Genomic DNA, 13,457 nt, shown 5'->3' on the forward strand with positions numbered 1-13,457 from the left:
GCGCCGATGGTACTGCAGGGGGGACCCTGTGGGAGAGTAGGACGCCGCCGAACAAATATTGGAAAAGGCCCTGTTGGGAGCTTCAAGCTCCCAACAGGGCCTTTTCGTTTTTGTAGGCTGCACGCCATGCGCTATGACATGGTCATCTTCGACAACGACGGAGTGCTCGTCGACAGCGAGCCGATCTCCAATCGGCTCCTCGCGGGCTATCTCACCGAGCTGGGACACCCCACCAGCTACGAGGACTCCCTGCGGGACTACATGGGATCCGCCATGCACCGCATCCACGACCTGGTCCTGGAGCGCACCGGGCGGCGGCTGCCCGCCGACTTCGACGCCACCTTCCACTCCCGCGTCTTCGACGCCTTCCGCCGTGAGCTGGAGCCCGTCGCCGGGGTCGCCGCGACGCTGAACGGTCTGCGGGCGGACGGGATCCCGTACTGCGTCGCCTCCTCCGGAAGCCATGAGCGCATACGGGTCGCCCTGCGGAAGACCGGGCTCTACGACTACTTCGGCGAGGACCGCATCTTCAGCTCCGAGGACGTGGGCCGCGGCAAGCCCGCCCCCGACCTCTTCCTCCACGCGGCCAAAAGCATGGGCGCGACCCCTGAGCAGTGCGCCGTCGTCGAGGACAGCCCCCTCGGCGTGCGCGCCGCACTGGCGGCCGGGATGGACGCGTACGGCTACACGGCCATGACCCCGGCCGACCGGCTCCCGGGCGCCCTGGCCCACTTCTCGGACATGGCCGGACTGCGAATACTGCTCAGCTCTACCCACAAGTAGCGCCGGGGGCCTACGCTCCTCGGCCATGACGGATACGCGCCCGGGCCCGCGGCTGCGGCATGGCCGGGCCTCGCTGGCCATCAGCTTCTTCGTCCAGGGCGCGATCTTCGCTCTGCTCGTGACCCGGATACCCGCGCTCCAGGACCGCTACGGGATATCCGACGGGCTGCTGCCCCTCTTCCTCGCCGCCGTGCCCGTTCTGGCCGGGGTGGGCAGCGTCGCCACCGAGCACCTCGTGAAGCGCGTCCGGCCGGGGCGGGTGCTGCGCGGGGTCCAGCCCGTCGTCTCGCTCGCCCTGCTCGCGGCGGGCTCCGGCACGGCGGTGTGGCAGCTCGCCGTGGCGCTCGCGGTCTTCGGCCTCACCGTCGGGGCGCTCGACGCGTCGATGAACATGCTCGGGGTGAGCCTGCAACGCGCGTACGGGCGCAGCATCATGCTCGGCTTCCACGCCGCGTACAGCCTGGGCGGGATAGCCGGGGCGTCGCTCGCCTGGGCGGGCGCGCACTGGGACCTGCCGCTGGCCGCGCTCTACGCGCCGCTGGTGGCGGTCCTCGTGCCCGTGGCGTTCGTCGCGGGCCGCTGGTTCGCGGACGACGAGGGCGGCCCGGGCGAAGCGAACACCGGCGGGGAGCAGGGCGCCGCCGTGAACATGAAGCTGCTGCTGCCGCTCTGCCTCGTCATGTCCTTCGCCTACATCGGTGACTCCACGGTCTCCAACTGGTCCGCCAAGTACCTCGAGGACGTGCTGCACAGCTCCGATCAGCTGGCGACGGTGCCGTACAACGTCTACATGGTCACCACCCTCCTCGGCCGCACCTTCGGCGACCTCGGGGTGCGGCGCTTCGGCGCGGCCGCCGTCGTCCGGGCCGGGGCGCTGCTCGCGGCGGGCGGGTTCGCCGTGGTCGCGGCGGCGCCCGGCGCCTGGGTGGGGATGCTCGGGTTCACGCTGCTGGGGCTCGGGCTGTGCGTCCTGGTGCCGCAGACGTTCGCCGCCGCCGGGCGGCTCTTCCCCGGGGCCTCGGACGCGGCCATCGCGCGCCTGAACATATTCAATTACGTGGGCTTCCTGATCGGTTCGCCGCTCGTGGGAGCGCTGGGGGGTGCGTGGAACTACCGCGGGGCGATGCTCGTACCGATGGCGCTCGTCCTCGTGACGCTGGTCTACGCGAGGTCGTTCACGGCTGCACCAGCCCGATACGGTGACGGGCATGAGCGGCCGCGCACAGTTGATGTGGGATGAGGAAGTAACCGGGTACGACTTCGGTGCCGGGCATCCGATGGACCCGGTCCGGCTCGCGCTGACCATGAGGTTGGTGGAGGCGTACGGGCTCGACCGGGCGGTCGAGGTGGTGGCCGCCAAGGCGGCCGGCGACTCGACGCTGCGGCTGGTCCACCGCCAGGAGTACATCGAGGCGGTGCGCAGGGCCTCGGCCGATCCGGCGGGCGCGGACGGTTCGTACGGGCTCGGGACCATGGACGACCCGGCGTTCGCCGGGATGCACGAAGCGTCGGCACTGATCGCCGGGCAGTCGGTGGGCGCGGCGGAGAGCGTCTGGCGCGGTGAGGCGCTGCACGCGGTGAACTTCGCGGGCGGGCTGCACCACGCCATGCCCGGCGGCGCCGCCGGATTCTGTGTGTACAACGACGCGGCGCTGGCGGTGGCCCGGCTGCTGGAGCTGGGCGCCGAGCGGGTCGCGTACGTGGATGTGGACGTGCACCACGGCGACGGGGTGCAGGCGGCCTTCTGGGACGATCCGCGGGTGCTGACGATCTCGCTGCACGAGCATCCGCGCACCCTCTTCCCGCAGACCGGATGGCCCGAGGAGACGGGCGGCCAGGGCGCCGAGGGCTCGGCGGTGAACGTGGCGCTCCCGGCCGGGACCGGGGACGCCGGCTGGCTGCGGGCCTACCACGCGGTGGTGCCGGAGCTGTTGGCCGCGTTCCGCCCGCAGGCGCTGGTGACCCAGCACGGCGCGGACACCCACATCGAGGACCCCCTCGCGCACCTGGGCGTGACCGTGGACGCGCAGCGTGCGGTCGCGGAGAACTGCCACCGGCTGGCGCACGAGTACGCGGACGGGCGCTGGGTGGCCCTCGGGGGCGGCGGCTACGCGGTGGTGGAGGTGGTGCCGCGGTCGTGGACGCATCTGGTGGCGATCGCGGCGGGGCGTCCCGTGGCGCCGGGGGCGGAGGTGCCGGAGGAGTGGCGGCACGAGGTGTACCGGCGGACCCGGCTGGAGGCGCCGCGGCGGATGACGGACGGGCGTGAGCCGCGCTGGCAGGACTTCGCCGAGTCCGGCTACGACCCGGCGGACCGCCTGGACCAGGCGATTCTGGCGACCCGGCGGGCCGTCTTCCCCCACCACGGCCTGCTGCCGTAAGCCTCCGGCGCCCCCCACTCGTACGCCAGTGTTAGGCCGACCGTGGGAACTCGGGGCGTTCCCCTTCGGGCGCGGGCGGTGATCCAGCAGCATCGGTGGGGTGTTGAGTACCGCCGCGCTGCGTGCGCATCTGCTGGCGGCGCGGCTCGCCGGGCCGGTGGCCACCAGCCGGGAGGAGAGCCTGCGCCGCTATCGGCTCTTCGCCGCCCGTGACCCCCGGGTGCTGCTGGGCCTGGAGCCCGAATACGACTGGTCCTTCACCGAATTGCTTCGCCTCATGGGGAGTAAATGCGGGGTTTCGGTCAACCCGGCGGAGGTCTCCGGTCACGATGTGATCGACCCGGAGCGTACGATCGCCGCGCTCCAGACCTTCGCGGACCGGCTCCGGGTGGCCGCCGAGACCCGGGCGCCGGTGCTCCTGGGCACCGGCCACCCCCACCGTCTCCTGGGTTTCTACGCCGCGTTGGCGGCGGCCCTCTCGGCGGCCGGATGCCGGATCCTCACCCCCGCGGAGGGTAGATGTGTCGACATAACGACTCGGTTTGGCGTACGTACGTACCAGCTCACCTACGTACGGGGAGTCGCGATGGTGCGGGAACCCGGCGCCCGGCCGACCGCGAGTGAGCCGGGCGCCCACAGCCACTCGCCCCTCCCGGTTCGCGTCGCCCTCGCCTGTGCCGCCGAGTCCGGCGGGCCCCTGCCGGGGCTGGTGATCGGGGACCACGGATGGGTCTGCGGAGCAGGTCAACTGGGGTTTGCGGCCATCGGACTGGGCGATACCGACGACCCCGCGCTGTTCGTCGGGGAGGCCGAGGGACAGGTGTCCGTCGCCGTTCCACTTGATGACGCTGTGCGGTCTGGTTACTACCGGCCGCTTACTCGCTATGTACTCAATCGAGCGTGTCTGTCACAGTAGGCGTGCGATCGCTACTCCTCTTCCCCACTCGCATCACCCGCCCCTAACCTGGGGATGAGCGCGCATGCGAGCAGGAGTCACCGGAGGGGAAGCCGGTGCCCGACATGTGCGGAAGGTTCAGGTGGTGTGTCATGGCTGCTGGCGAACGGCCTCTGAATGAGGTTCAGTTTCTGACCGTGGCGGAAGTCGCCTCGGTGATGCGAGTCTCCAAGATGACCGTGTACCGATTGGTGCACAGCGGTCATCTGCCGGCGATCAGGGTGGGCAGGTCCTTCCGGGTCCCGGAGCAAGCGGTGCATGAGTACCTCCGCGAGTCCTATGTGGGGGTGGAGTCCGCTTAGGCCACTTAGGCCGACGCCCCTCGGATTACGTGGTTCGCCCGGTGGCGGGTAGGCTGGCCCGATGTAGGTCGTGTGGGCTCGGACGCCCCGCACCGAGTGAATCGAAGTGAGCGAGGGTAGTCGTGGGCTCTGTTATCAAGAAGCGGCGCAAGCGGATGGCGAAGAAGAAGCACCGCAAGCTGCTCAAGCGCACGCGCGTCCAGCGTCGTAACAAGAAGTAGGACCAGCGGCGCTGTGTTCATCCCGCAGCCCTTCCACCCATGGTGGAAGGGCTGCGGTGCGTCCGGCGGGGCCCTCGGCTCAAAACGTCGCACCGCGCGGCGAGTGGTCATCACAGCGCAACATCGAGCGGTTACGGTGTTCCGCACAGCCCAGCTCGGAAAGCTCGGACGAGGGTGGGAAGGAAGGCGCTGATCTTGGGAAAGGTCGTGCTCGTCACCGGAGTCGCCCGCCGGCTGGGGGGCCGATTCGTACGGCGCATACAGCGTGAGCCGGACGTCGACCGGGTCATCGGAGTGGACGCGGTCGCTCCCGAACACCAGCTGGGCGGGGCCGATTTCGTCCGGGCCGACATCCGCCACCCCACGATCGGGAAACTGCTCGCCGAATTCGGCGTCGACACCGTCGTCCACATGGACATCAACGGCACCCCGCTCGGCGCCCGCGGGAATCGCACCTCGGTCAAGGAGACCAACGTCATCGGCACCATGCAGCTGCTCGGTGCCTGCCAGAAGGCGCCGTCGGTCCAGCGGCTGGTGGTGAAGTCCAGCACCAGCGTGTACGGCTCCGCGCCCCGCGACCCCGCCGTCTTCAGCGAGACCACCCCGCCCAAGTCGCTGCCGAGCGGTGGCTTCGCCAAGGACACCGTCGAGGTCGAGGGGTACGTACGCGGCTTCGCCCGGCGCCGCCCCGACGTCGCGGTGTGCGTGCTGCGCTTCGCCAACATCCTGGGGCCGTGCGCGGACTCCCCGCTCGCCGAGTACTTCGCGCTGCCGGTGCTGCCCACCGTCATCGGCTACGACCCGCGGCTCCAGTTCGTCCACGAGAAGGACGCCCTCGAGGTGCTGCGGATCGCCGCCTCCGAGCCGCGCCGCGGCACCCTCAACAGCGGCACGTTCAACATCGCGGGCGACGGGGTACTGCTGCTCTCCCAGGCCGCCCGCCGCCTCGGCCGCCCCACCCTGCCGCTGCTGCTGCCGACCCTGCGCTGGGCCCGCACCGCGCTGCGCTCCCTCGGCATCACCGACTTCTCGCCCGAGCAGGTCCGGCTGCTCACCCACGGCCGGGTGGTGGCCACGACCCAGATGCGCGAGACGCTCGGATTCGACCCCGAGTACACCACCGCAGGGGCCTTCGCGGACTATGTGCACAGCCGCGGTCCCGGGCTGCTCCCGCCCGAGACCCTCGCCCGTACCATCGACCGGCTCGGCGCACTGCTGCCCGCCGGAGCCCAGAAATGAGGAGCGCACCACCATGGCGGATGCCAAGGTCATTCCGTTCGGTGAGGAACCCCGGTCCCGGCGGAAGGGGCTGCGCACGGGCCGTTCGAACCGGTCCCAGGGCCCGCTGAAGCCCGTACCGCAGCAGCGCGACGAGGAGCTGGAGCACCACCCCGAGACCGCCGCGGCGGCCGCCCCGCCGCCGCCCCCGCACCCGCCCAAGCGGGCCCCCGGCGGCGGCGACTGGGAGCGCAAGCTCGCCCACGGACTGAGCTTCCTGCGCCGCCGGATCACCGGCGAGTACGAGGTCGACGACTTCGGCTACGACGAGGACCTCACCGACCAGGTGCTGATGTCGATGCTCCGCCCGATGTACGAGAAGTACTTCCGGGTCGAGGTGAAGGGCATCGAGAACATTCCGCAGAACGGCGGCGCGCTCGTGGTCGCCAACCACTCCGGGGTGCTGCCGCTGGACGGGCTGATGCTCCAGGTCGCGGTGCACGACAACCACCCGGCCCAGCGGCATCTGCGGCTGCTCGCCGCCGACCTGGTCTTCGTGCTGCCGGTCGTCAACGAGCTGGCCCGTAAGGCCGGTCACACCCTCGCCTGCTCCGAGGACGCCCAGCTGCTCCTGGAGCGAGGCGAGGTCGTCGGGGTGATGCCGGAGGGCTTCAAGGGCATCGGAAAGCCGTTCGCGGACCGGTACAAGCTCCAGCGGTTCGGGCGGGGCGGCTTCGTCTCGACGGCGCTGCGCGCCGGGGCGCCGATCGTGCCGTGCTCGATCGTGGGCGCGGAGGAGATCTACCCGATGGTCGGGAACGCGAAGACGCTCGCCCGGCTGCTGGGGATTCCGTACTTCCCGATCACACCGACGTTCCCGCTGCTCGGCCCGCTGGGGGCGGTGCCGCTGCCGACGAAGTGGACGATCCAGTTCGGCGAGCCCATCCCGACGGACGGGCACCCGCCGGAGGCCGCGGACGACCCGATGCTGATGTTCAACCTGACGGACCAGGTGAGGGAAACGATCCAGCACACGCTGTACAAGCTGCTGGTGCAGCGCCGCTCGGTGTTTTTCTGAGGGCGCTCAGGGTCGAGGCCCCTGATGCGGCGCGAGCTCCAGCCCGACGGACGGAGTCCGGCGCGACCAGCCGAAGCTTGGGAGGCCCGCCAGGGCCGAGCAATGCGAGGGTGGCCAGAACAGGGGGGCCAAGCTGCTGGTGCAGCGCCGCTCGGTGTTTTTCTGACCCGAAACCCATGACTACGGGTCCGGCGGCGCGGCCGCCGGACCCGAACAGTCAGGCCGATCACCTCGTGTCGTCGCCGTCGAGATCCAGTCCCGGCAGCAGGTCGGGCAGCAGCGGCGGGATGGTGATGTCCGGCTGGGACGGCTTGCCGCCGCCCGTGTCGCCCTTGCCCGCGGACGGGCTCGGCGTCGCCGCGCCGGTCGGGGGCTCCAGCAGACCACCGGCGCCACCCACCAGGCCGCCCTGCTCCTCGGGGGCTGCCGACGCCGATGGGCGCGGCTTGGCGGAGGCGTCACCGGGGCGGCTGTGGGTCGGGGTGGCCGAGGAGGACGCCGACTGGCCGCGCTCCGGCTCCGCCGCGCCGGGGCGCGGCGGCAGCTCGCCGCTCGGCTGGCCGGACTGCCCGTGCTGCTCCCGGGAGGTGGGCAGCAGCGAGCGCAGCGGGCCGACCTCATCGTCTATGGCGTCGAAGACCGAGCTGACCTGTTCGCCGACGTCCATGAGCTGGACCGGCAGCTGCTCGCGCAACCGGCTCCAGCCGTCGCGGTGCGCCGTGGCGAAGGTGGACAGCTCCCGCATCGGGCCGAGCGAGCCGTTCCGCTTGTACACCCCGCGCAGCAGCCGGTGGCCCTCGGACGCGTCATGGCGCATCCCGGACAGGGCCCGGCGGATCTCGCCGAGCTGGTCGTGGTCGAGGTCGCCGGAGCGGGCCCGCTCCATCAGTCGACGCGCCTCGCTCAGCCGGGTGGACGCCTGGTCCAGGTAGATCCGGCCGCGGTCGGCGTCGCCGTCGGCCATCTCCAGCTTCAGGTCCTCCATGCCCCGCTTGAACCCGTAGAGGGTGTCGCCGGGGAGGGCGTCGGAGCTGGCCGCGGCGACTCCGCCGAACGCGCCCGCCGCGACTCCCACGGTGAGCCCCCCGGCCGCGAGCCCCTTGGACCAGCGGGAGCGGGGCCGGAGTCTGGCGATCGGGGGTTTCGCCCGGTGGGCGCCGCTGCTGCGGCGGCGCTGGTCGGGGACGCGGGACGCGCCGTCCGCGAAGGTGGCCTCCATGGCGGCGATGAGCTGGGCCCGCTGGGTGGTCTTGACGTCGGCGGACAGTGTCGGCGCGGGCAGCTCGCCGAGCTGCCGCGCCAGGCCCACCAGCCGCTGCTGCTGGCCGGGGCTGTCCGCCGCCGGGCCGGACGGTTCGGCGGCGGCCGCTGGCGCGGTCGCCCCGGTCGTGTCCTGGGACGCCCGGTGCCGGCTCTCCAGAGCCTCCAGGGCCTCCAGCGCCTCGGCGAAGGCGTTCGCCCGCCGGTGCGCCGATACGTTCGCGATCACGGGCGGCACCTCCTCTTCTCGTGACGGTCGACTCCCCAGGACACCTGGAGGTTCCGTGCCATGCGCGCGTCCACTCGATCGAGTGAGGGGACTACGGGCAGGGTACGACCGCGAGGCGCCTGCACCTCCCACAACGAGCGGCGCAGCACAGGGGTTACGCCCTCCCGATGATCGGACCACACGTCGCGCCCGCGCTTCCCGGGGTCAGCGGGCGTCGTCCGGCAGCAGCCGCGCCAGGGTGCGCACGGCCCGGTACTGGAGGGTCTTGATCGCGCCCTCGTTCTTCCCCATGACGCGGGCGGTCTCGGCGACCGAGAGGCCCTGGAGGAAGCGCAGGGTCACGCACTCCTGCTGCTGCGGGTTGAGTTTTCGCACCGCCTGGAGCAGCGCCGCGTTGGAGAGGGACTCCAGGACGGAGTCCTCCGGGCTGCGCTCGACCTCGTTGGCGTCGAGCATCTCGCCGGTGGTGACCTCCAGCCGGAAGCGGCTGGACTTGAAGTGGTCGGCGACGAGGTTGCGGGCGATCGTCACCAGCCAGGCGCCGAAGTCGCGGCCCTGCCAGGTGAAGGTCCCGATGCGGCGCAGGGCGCGCAGGAACGTCTCGCTGGTGAGGTCCTCGGCGGTGGCCCGGCCGCCGACCCGGTAGTAGATGTAGCGGTACACCGTGTCGGCGTACTGGTCGTAGAGGCGGCCGAAGGCCTCGGCCTCGCCAGCTTGGGCGCGCTCCACGAGGTCCATCATCCGGCGGCTGTCGCTGTCGGCGCCGGGCCGTCGGGCGGTGGAGGTGGAGCCGCGGGAACGTCTGCCGACCGCCGCCCCGCCGTCGGTGAGCGCATAGCAGGGACTGGCGGTGCCGGACCGGCTGACCGTGCCGTCGGAAGGACCGGCGGGACGGGCGGGGCCGGCCGCACCGGCGGGCACGGGCGAGGCGAGGGCGAGGGCGGGGACGGCATACGCGGTGGGGACGAAGCCGCGCAGACAGTCGAGGACCGTTGCGCGCAGCGTAGCCAGGCCCGAGGCGTCAACCCCGACGTGTGGGTACACGGGACTCCCAGAGGCAGAGCTTCCATCACGTGCAGTACGGGACCGTTCACCCGCCGTAGGGACGCGTGGGTACCGGTTTGCGTCTAAGGAGAATAACGCTTCGTATAGGCGGCGCTACACCCAGTTGCTCAAATCATCGTTTCCGTCTGCTTCGTTATGGGTTGATGACGAATCAAGTATCGAATGCAGTATGGGAGTTGATCGAAAAGCTTCGCTGGTTGTGCGCTGGTATGGCGTGTTGTGACAAACCGGCGGTAAGGGGACTGGCGGGGGCGCTATGGGGCAGCAAACGCGGATTGTCTGAAACGGGGCGGACGCGATCGTCCGATGACCGTCCGTATCGCTGCCCATGCCGTCACGCAGCGCGACGATCGGTCAAGGGCGGGCATGCCCGGTCACCCTCGTACGGCGACGGTGGGTCACGGTGAGGGAGGTGCCTCCTGGGGCGGAAGGTGCCCCTGGGGCGAACGGTCCCTAGGGGGTGTCCGCAAAGTCGCGTTGGATCAGCCCGCGGCGTCAGGGGGCACCTCCCAGCGGTAGCTGGGGGCGCGTGCGATCGCAAGGCGGAGGGTCGCCCTCGTAGTGGGCCTACTCGGGGTGATCCCGACAACGCAGCGAGCGTGCNCCCTCGTAGTGGGCCTACTCGGGGTGATCCCGACAACGCAGCGAGCGTGCGTGCCAGGCGTCGCGGGCCCGACGGGACTTTGCGGACACCCCCTAGCGCCTGCGGCGGTGGAGGGCCACGGCGGCCGCCGTGCCGCCCGCCACCGCGCCCACCCCGGCCGCGGCCGGGATGCCGATGCGGGCCGCCTTGCGGCCGGTGCGGTAGTCGCGCAGCCGCCAGCCGCGCTCGCGGGCGTGCTTGCGCAGCTGCCCGTCGGGGTTCACGGCGTAGGGGTGGCCGACGATCGACAGCATCGGGATGTCGTTGGAGGAGTCGCTGTACGCCGCGCAGCGGCTCAGGTCGAGCCCCTCGGCCGCCGCCAGCGCGCGTACGGCCTCCGCCTTCGCGGGCCCGTGCAGCGGTTCGCCGACCAGTTTGCCGGTGTACACGCCGCCGACGGACTCGGCGACCGTCCCCAGCGCCCCGGTCAGTCCCAGCCGCCGGGCGATGATCGTGGCGGTTTCGACGGGGGCCGCGGTCACCAGCCACACCCGCTGCCCGGCGTCCAGGTGGGCCTGGGCGAGGGCGCGGGTGCCGGGCCAGATGCGGTCGGCCATGTACTCGTCGTAGATCTCCTCGCCGATCGACATCAGCTCGGCGACCCGGTGGCCCTTGACGATCGACAGCGCGCTGCTGCGCACGTCCTCCATGTGGGCCGGGTCCTCGACCCCGGCCATCCGGAACCACGTCTGCTGCCAGGCGAAGCGGGCCAGCTCGCGTTTGCGGAAGAAATGCCGCTTGTAGAGGCCGCGGCCGAAGTGGAAGAGCGCGGCGCCCTGCATGACCGTGTTGTCCAGATCGAAGAAGGCGGCCGCCTGCTCGTCCCCGACGACGGGGAACTCCGGCTCGGCGGCGGTCTGTGGCGGGGCAGTCTCGGCCGACGACTTGCGCGCCGCCTCGGCCGATGCCTCTCCGGCGAGGACACTCCGCTCGGTGGCGGGCTGTCGACGTCGGGTGAACCATCCCAGTGCGGCCATGGAGCGAGCATAGCCACGCCCTCGGAGCTTCCCGTTACGCCCCGGTGTCGCGCGGATTCAGGTTACGCGAAAGGGAGGCGGGCCCGGGTGTCCGCCGTCAGCCGCCGAGGGCGGCGCGCAGCCGCTTGGGGTCGACCCGCCAGAAGTCGTGCTGGGCGCCGTCGACCAGGATCACCGGGATCTGTTCCCAGTACTTCCGGTACAGCTCCTCGTCCTGGGTGATGTCCTTCTTCTCCCAGGGGGTGCCCAGCTCGCCGCAGACCCTCTCGATCACGGCCTCGGCGTCCTCGCAGAGGTGACAGTCGGGCTTGCCGATCAAGGTCACCGTGCGCTCGCTGGGCTTCTTGCGGGGGCTACGGCGCAACAGCGGACTCATGCCCCCATCATGCCCGGCCCCGTCCGGGGCGAGGTCGCGAGTTCGGCGGTGGGGCCCGGGGCGGTTTACCATCGTGGGCGATTTGTTGCTGTCCGGGGGTAAAACGGTGAGGAGTGAGAGCCCGTGCTCCCCTCGGCGTCTCCGCGGTGCGTGCGCGCCCATGGGGAACGGTGCGACGCTGGTGGTGGTTCCGTGGCCAGGTCGAAAAGGCGCGTGACACCGGTCACTTTGCTCGGACAAAGCGGACACCATCTTTGTGCACGCGTTCACAAAGACATAGCCTGCTGTCGATGGGGCGGCGTCACGCCAGCCGGCCGCCCGCAGCCCCGCTCTACCCGCAGGAGCACCGTGGCAACTGGCCGAACTCACCGACCGGCGACCCGAAGCCGAGGAATCCCCGAGGCCACCGTCGCCCGGCTACCGCTGTATCTGCGCGCCCTGACCGCGCTCTCCGAGCGCTCGGTGCCCACGGTGTCCTCCGAGGAACTCGCGACCGCCGCCGGGGTCAATTCGGCCAAGCTGCGCAAGGACTTCTCATACCTCGGCTCGTACGGCACCCGGGGTGTCGGCTACGACGTGGAGTACCTCGTCTACCAGATCTCGCGGGAGCTCGGCCTCACCCAGGACTGGCCGGTCGTGATCGTCGGTATCGGTAACCTCGGCGCCGCGCTCGCCAACTACGGCGGCTTCGCCTCCCGTGGCTTCCGGGTCGCCGCGCTGATCGACGCCGATCCGGCGATGGCCGGGAAGCCGGTCGCGGGCATCGCGGTGCAGCACACCGACGAGCTGGAGAAGATCATCGACGACAACGGGGTGTCGATCGGCGTCATCGCCACCCCGGCCGGTGCCGCCCAGCAGGTCTGTGACCGGCTGGTGGCGGCCGGGATCACCTCGATCCTCAACTTCGCGCCCACCGTGCTGTCCGTTCCGGAGGGTGTGGACGTCCGTAAGGTCGACCTCTCCATCGAGCTCCAGATCCTCGCCTTCCATGAGCAGCGCAAGGCGGGCGAGGAGGCCACCCCTCCCGAGCGGGAGACGGCCGGGACCGGCGAGCCGGGTGTCGCGACGACGCCCAAGCCGTCCGCCGCCGCCTCGCACCGCCCGGCCGCCGGTGGGCCCGGCGGCACCGGTGGCCACAGTGGCGACGGCAATCGGCAGGGACCTGACGGGGATGTGCCCGCCGTGATGCCGGCATGAGTCTCCTCGTCGTCGGAATGAGTCACCGCAGCGCGCCCGTGAGCGTGCTGGAGCGCGCTGCCCTGGTGGGGGACGAGCAGGCGAAGCTGTTGCAGGACACGCTCGCCGCCGAGCCCGCCACCGAGGCCGCGGTGCTGGCCACCTGCAACCGGATCGAGCTGTACGCCGATGTGGACAAGTTCCACGCCGGAGTGGCCGAACTGTCCACCCTGATCGCCCAGCACACCGGTGTCGGCCTGGACGAGCTGACTCCGTACCTCTACGTCCACTACGAGGACCGGGCCGTCCACCACCTCTTCTCGGTGGCCTGCGGGCTGGACTCGATGGTCGTCGGGGAGGGCCAGATCCTCGGCCAGATCAAGGACGCGCTCGCGCTCGGGCAGGAGCTGCACACCGCGGGCCGGATGCTGAACGACCTCTTCCAGCAGGCGCTGCGGGTCGGCAAGCGGGCGCACAGCGAGACCGGGATCGACAAGGCCGGGCAGTCGCTGGTGACCTTCGGCCTGGAGCAGCTGGCCGGGGACCGGTCCGTCTCGGAGTGGGCGGCCGGGAAGCGCGCGCTGGTCATCGGCGCCGGGTCGATGTCCTCGCTGGCCGCGACGACCCTCGCGCGGGCCGGTGTGGCAGAACTGGTGATCGCCAACAGGACGTTGGAGCGGGCCCTGCGGCTCGCCGAGTCCCTCGCGGGCCAGCACGCCGGGCTGGGCGCCGCCGTCGCCGTCGCGGACCTCGCGGCCGACGCCGCGCGCGAGGCCGCCCCGGAGCAGCGGCC

The 13,457-nt window shown here is 71.3% G+C and carries 14 protein-coding genes; 10 read left to right on the forward strand and 4 right to left on the reverse strand.

Features of this window, described 5'->3' with window-relative positions:
• Nucleotides 1–126 precede the first annotated feature (126 nt).
• The 8 genes from EEJ42_RS18635 to EEJ42_RS18670 all read left to right on the forward strand — a co-directional run bounded on the left by EEJ42_RS18635 (nt 127) and on the right by EEJ42_RS18670 (nt 6,938).
• A complete protein-coding gene (locus EEJ42_RS18635; RefSeq protein WP_123101046.1) occupies nt 127–783 on the forward strand; it encodes an HAD family hydrolase in 657 nt (218 codons plus the stop codon).
• Between the two features lie 25 nt (nt 784–808).
• Nucleotides 809–2,023 (forward strand): MFS transporter, encoded by a 1,215-nt coding sequence (locus tag EEJ42_RS18640; protein WP_123101047.1) that lies wholly within the window; start codon nt 809–811, stop codon nt 2,021–2,023.
• Complete coding sequence (locus EEJ42_RS18645; RefSeq protein ID WP_123101048.1) at nt 1,992–3,164, forward strand: acetoin utilization protein AcuC; 1,173 nt, start codon at nt 1,992–1,994, stop codon at nt 3,162–3,164. Before EEJ42_RS18640 ends, EEJ42_RS18645 begins: the two co-directional genes overlap by 32 nt.
• A 100-nt stretch (nt 3,165–3,264) precedes the next feature.
• Complete coding sequence (locus EEJ42_RS18650; protein WP_123101049.1) at nt 3,265–4,080, forward strand: phosphatase; 816 nt, start codon at nt 3,265–3,267, stop codon at nt 4,078–4,080.
• Nucleotides 4,081–4,211: 131 nt separating this feature from the next.
• Complete coding sequence (locus EEJ42_RS18655) at nt 4,212–4,421, forward strand: helix-turn-helix domain-containing protein (protein ID WP_014053989.1); 210 nt, start codon at nt 4,212–4,214, stop codon at nt 4,419–4,421.
• A gap of 122 nt (nt 4,422–4,543) precedes the next feature.
• Entirely contained in the window at nt 4,544–4,642 is a 99-nt protein-coding gene (locus EEJ42_RS18660) for a 30S ribosomal protein bS22 (protein ID WP_003948845.1), read from the forward strand.
• A gap of 195 nt (nt 4,643–4,837) precedes the next feature.
• Nucleotides 4,838–5,881 carry an NAD-dependent epimerase/dehydratase family protein gene (locus EEJ42_RS18665; protein WP_123101050.1) on the forward strand — a complete coding sequence of 348 codons (1,044 nt, stop codon included), beginning with the start codon at nt 4,838–4,840 and terminating at the stop codon, nt 5,879–5,881.
• A gap of 13 nt (nt 5,882–5,894) precedes the next feature.
• Nucleotides 5,895–6,938 (forward strand): lysophospholipid acyltransferase family protein, encoded by a 1,044-nt coding sequence (locus EEJ42_RS18670; RefSeq protein ID WP_123101051.1) that lies wholly within the window; start codon nt 5,895–5,897, stop codon nt 6,936–6,938.
• Nucleotides 6,939–7,164: 226 nt separating this feature from the next.
• Here EEJ42_RS18670 and EEJ42_RS18675 read toward each other — a convergent pair whose 3' ends face one another.
• The 4 genes from EEJ42_RS18675 to EEJ42_RS18690 form a co-directional block, all read right to left on the reverse strand.
• Nucleotides 7,165–8,427, reverse strand: coding sequence for a DUF5667 domain-containing protein (locus EEJ42_RS18675; RefSeq protein ID WP_123101052.1), 1,263 nt, complete (start codon nt 8,425–8,427; stop codon nt 7,165–7,167).
• 204 nt (nt 8,428–8,631) lie between these two features.
• The gene (locus tag EEJ42_RS18680) at nt 8,632–9,471 is read right to left on the reverse strand and encodes an ECF subfamily RNA polymerase sigma factor, BldN family (RefSeq protein ID WP_123101053.1); all 840 of its coding nucleotides are present in this window, start codon (nt 9,469–9,471) and stop codon (nt 8,632–8,634) included.
• Nucleotides 9,472–10,188: 717 nt separating this feature from the next.
• Nucleotides 10,189–11,112 (reverse strand): HAD family hydrolase, encoded by a 924-nt coding sequence (locus EEJ42_RS18685; protein ID WP_123101054.1) that lies wholly within the window; start codon nt 11,110–11,112, stop codon nt 10,189–10,191.
• Between the two features lie 97 nt (nt 11,113–11,209).
• Entirely contained in the window at nt 11,210–11,488 is a 279-nt protein-coding gene (locus EEJ42_RS18690) for a glutaredoxin family protein (RefSeq protein WP_123101055.1), read from the reverse strand.
• 348 nt (nt 11,489–11,836) lie between these two features.
• Between EEJ42_RS18690 and EEJ42_RS18695 the strand changes: the two genes are divergently transcribed.
• Together EEJ42_RS18695 and hemA are read left to right on the forward strand one after the other, a co-directional pair.
• On the forward strand, nt 11,837–12,685 hold the full coding sequence (locus EEJ42_RS18695) for a redox-sensing transcriptional repressor Rex (RefSeq protein WP_123101056.1): 849 nt from the start codon (nt 11,837–11,839) through the stop codon (nt 12,683–12,685).
• On the forward strand, nt 12,682–13,457 hold a 776-nt coding region (hemA, locus tag EEJ42_RS18700), incomplete at its 3' end, for a glutamyl-tRNA reductase (protein ID WP_123101057.1). The genes EEJ42_RS18695 and hemA, both read left to right, overlap by 4 nt.

The organism is Streptomyces botrytidirepellens (genome assembly GCF_003721215.1).
Taxonomy (GTDB): domain Bacteria; phylum Actinomycetota; class Actinomycetes; order Streptomycetales; family Streptomycetaceae; genus Streptomyces; species Streptomyces himastatinicus.

What these genes read in the sequence shown, in the direction of transcription:
- EEJ42_RS18635 (WP_123101046.1), top strand. Translation starts at nt 127, where the DNA reads ATGCGCTATGACATGGTCATCTTCGACAACGACGGAGTGCTCGTCGAC.
- EEJ42_RS18640 (WP_123101047.1), top strand. Translation starts at nt 809, where the DNA reads ATGACGGATACGCGCCCGGGCCCGCGGCTGCGGCATGGCCGGGCCTCG.
- EEJ42_RS18645 (WP_123101048.1), top strand. Translation starts at nt 1,992, where the DNA reads ATGAGCGGCCGCGCACAGTTGATGTGGGATGAGGAAGTAACCGGGTAC.
- EEJ42_RS18655 (WP_014053989.1), top strand. Translation starts at nt 4,212, where the DNA reads ATGGCTGCTGGCGAACGGCCTCTGAATGAGGTTCAGTTTCTGACCGTG.
- EEJ42_RS18670 (WP_123101051.1), top strand. Translation starts at nt 5,895, where the DNA reads ATGGCGGATGCCAAGGTCATTCCGTTCGGTGAGGAACCCCGGTCCCGG.
- EEJ42_RS18685 (WP_123101054.1), bottom strand. Translation starts at nt 11,112, where the DNA reads ATGGCCGCACTGGGATGGTTCACCCGACGTCGACAGCCCGCCACCGAG.
- EEJ42_RS18690 (WP_123101055.1), bottom strand. Translation starts at nt 11,488, where the DNA reads ATGAGTCCGCTGTTGCGCCGTAGCCCCCGCAAGAAGCCCAGCGAGCGC.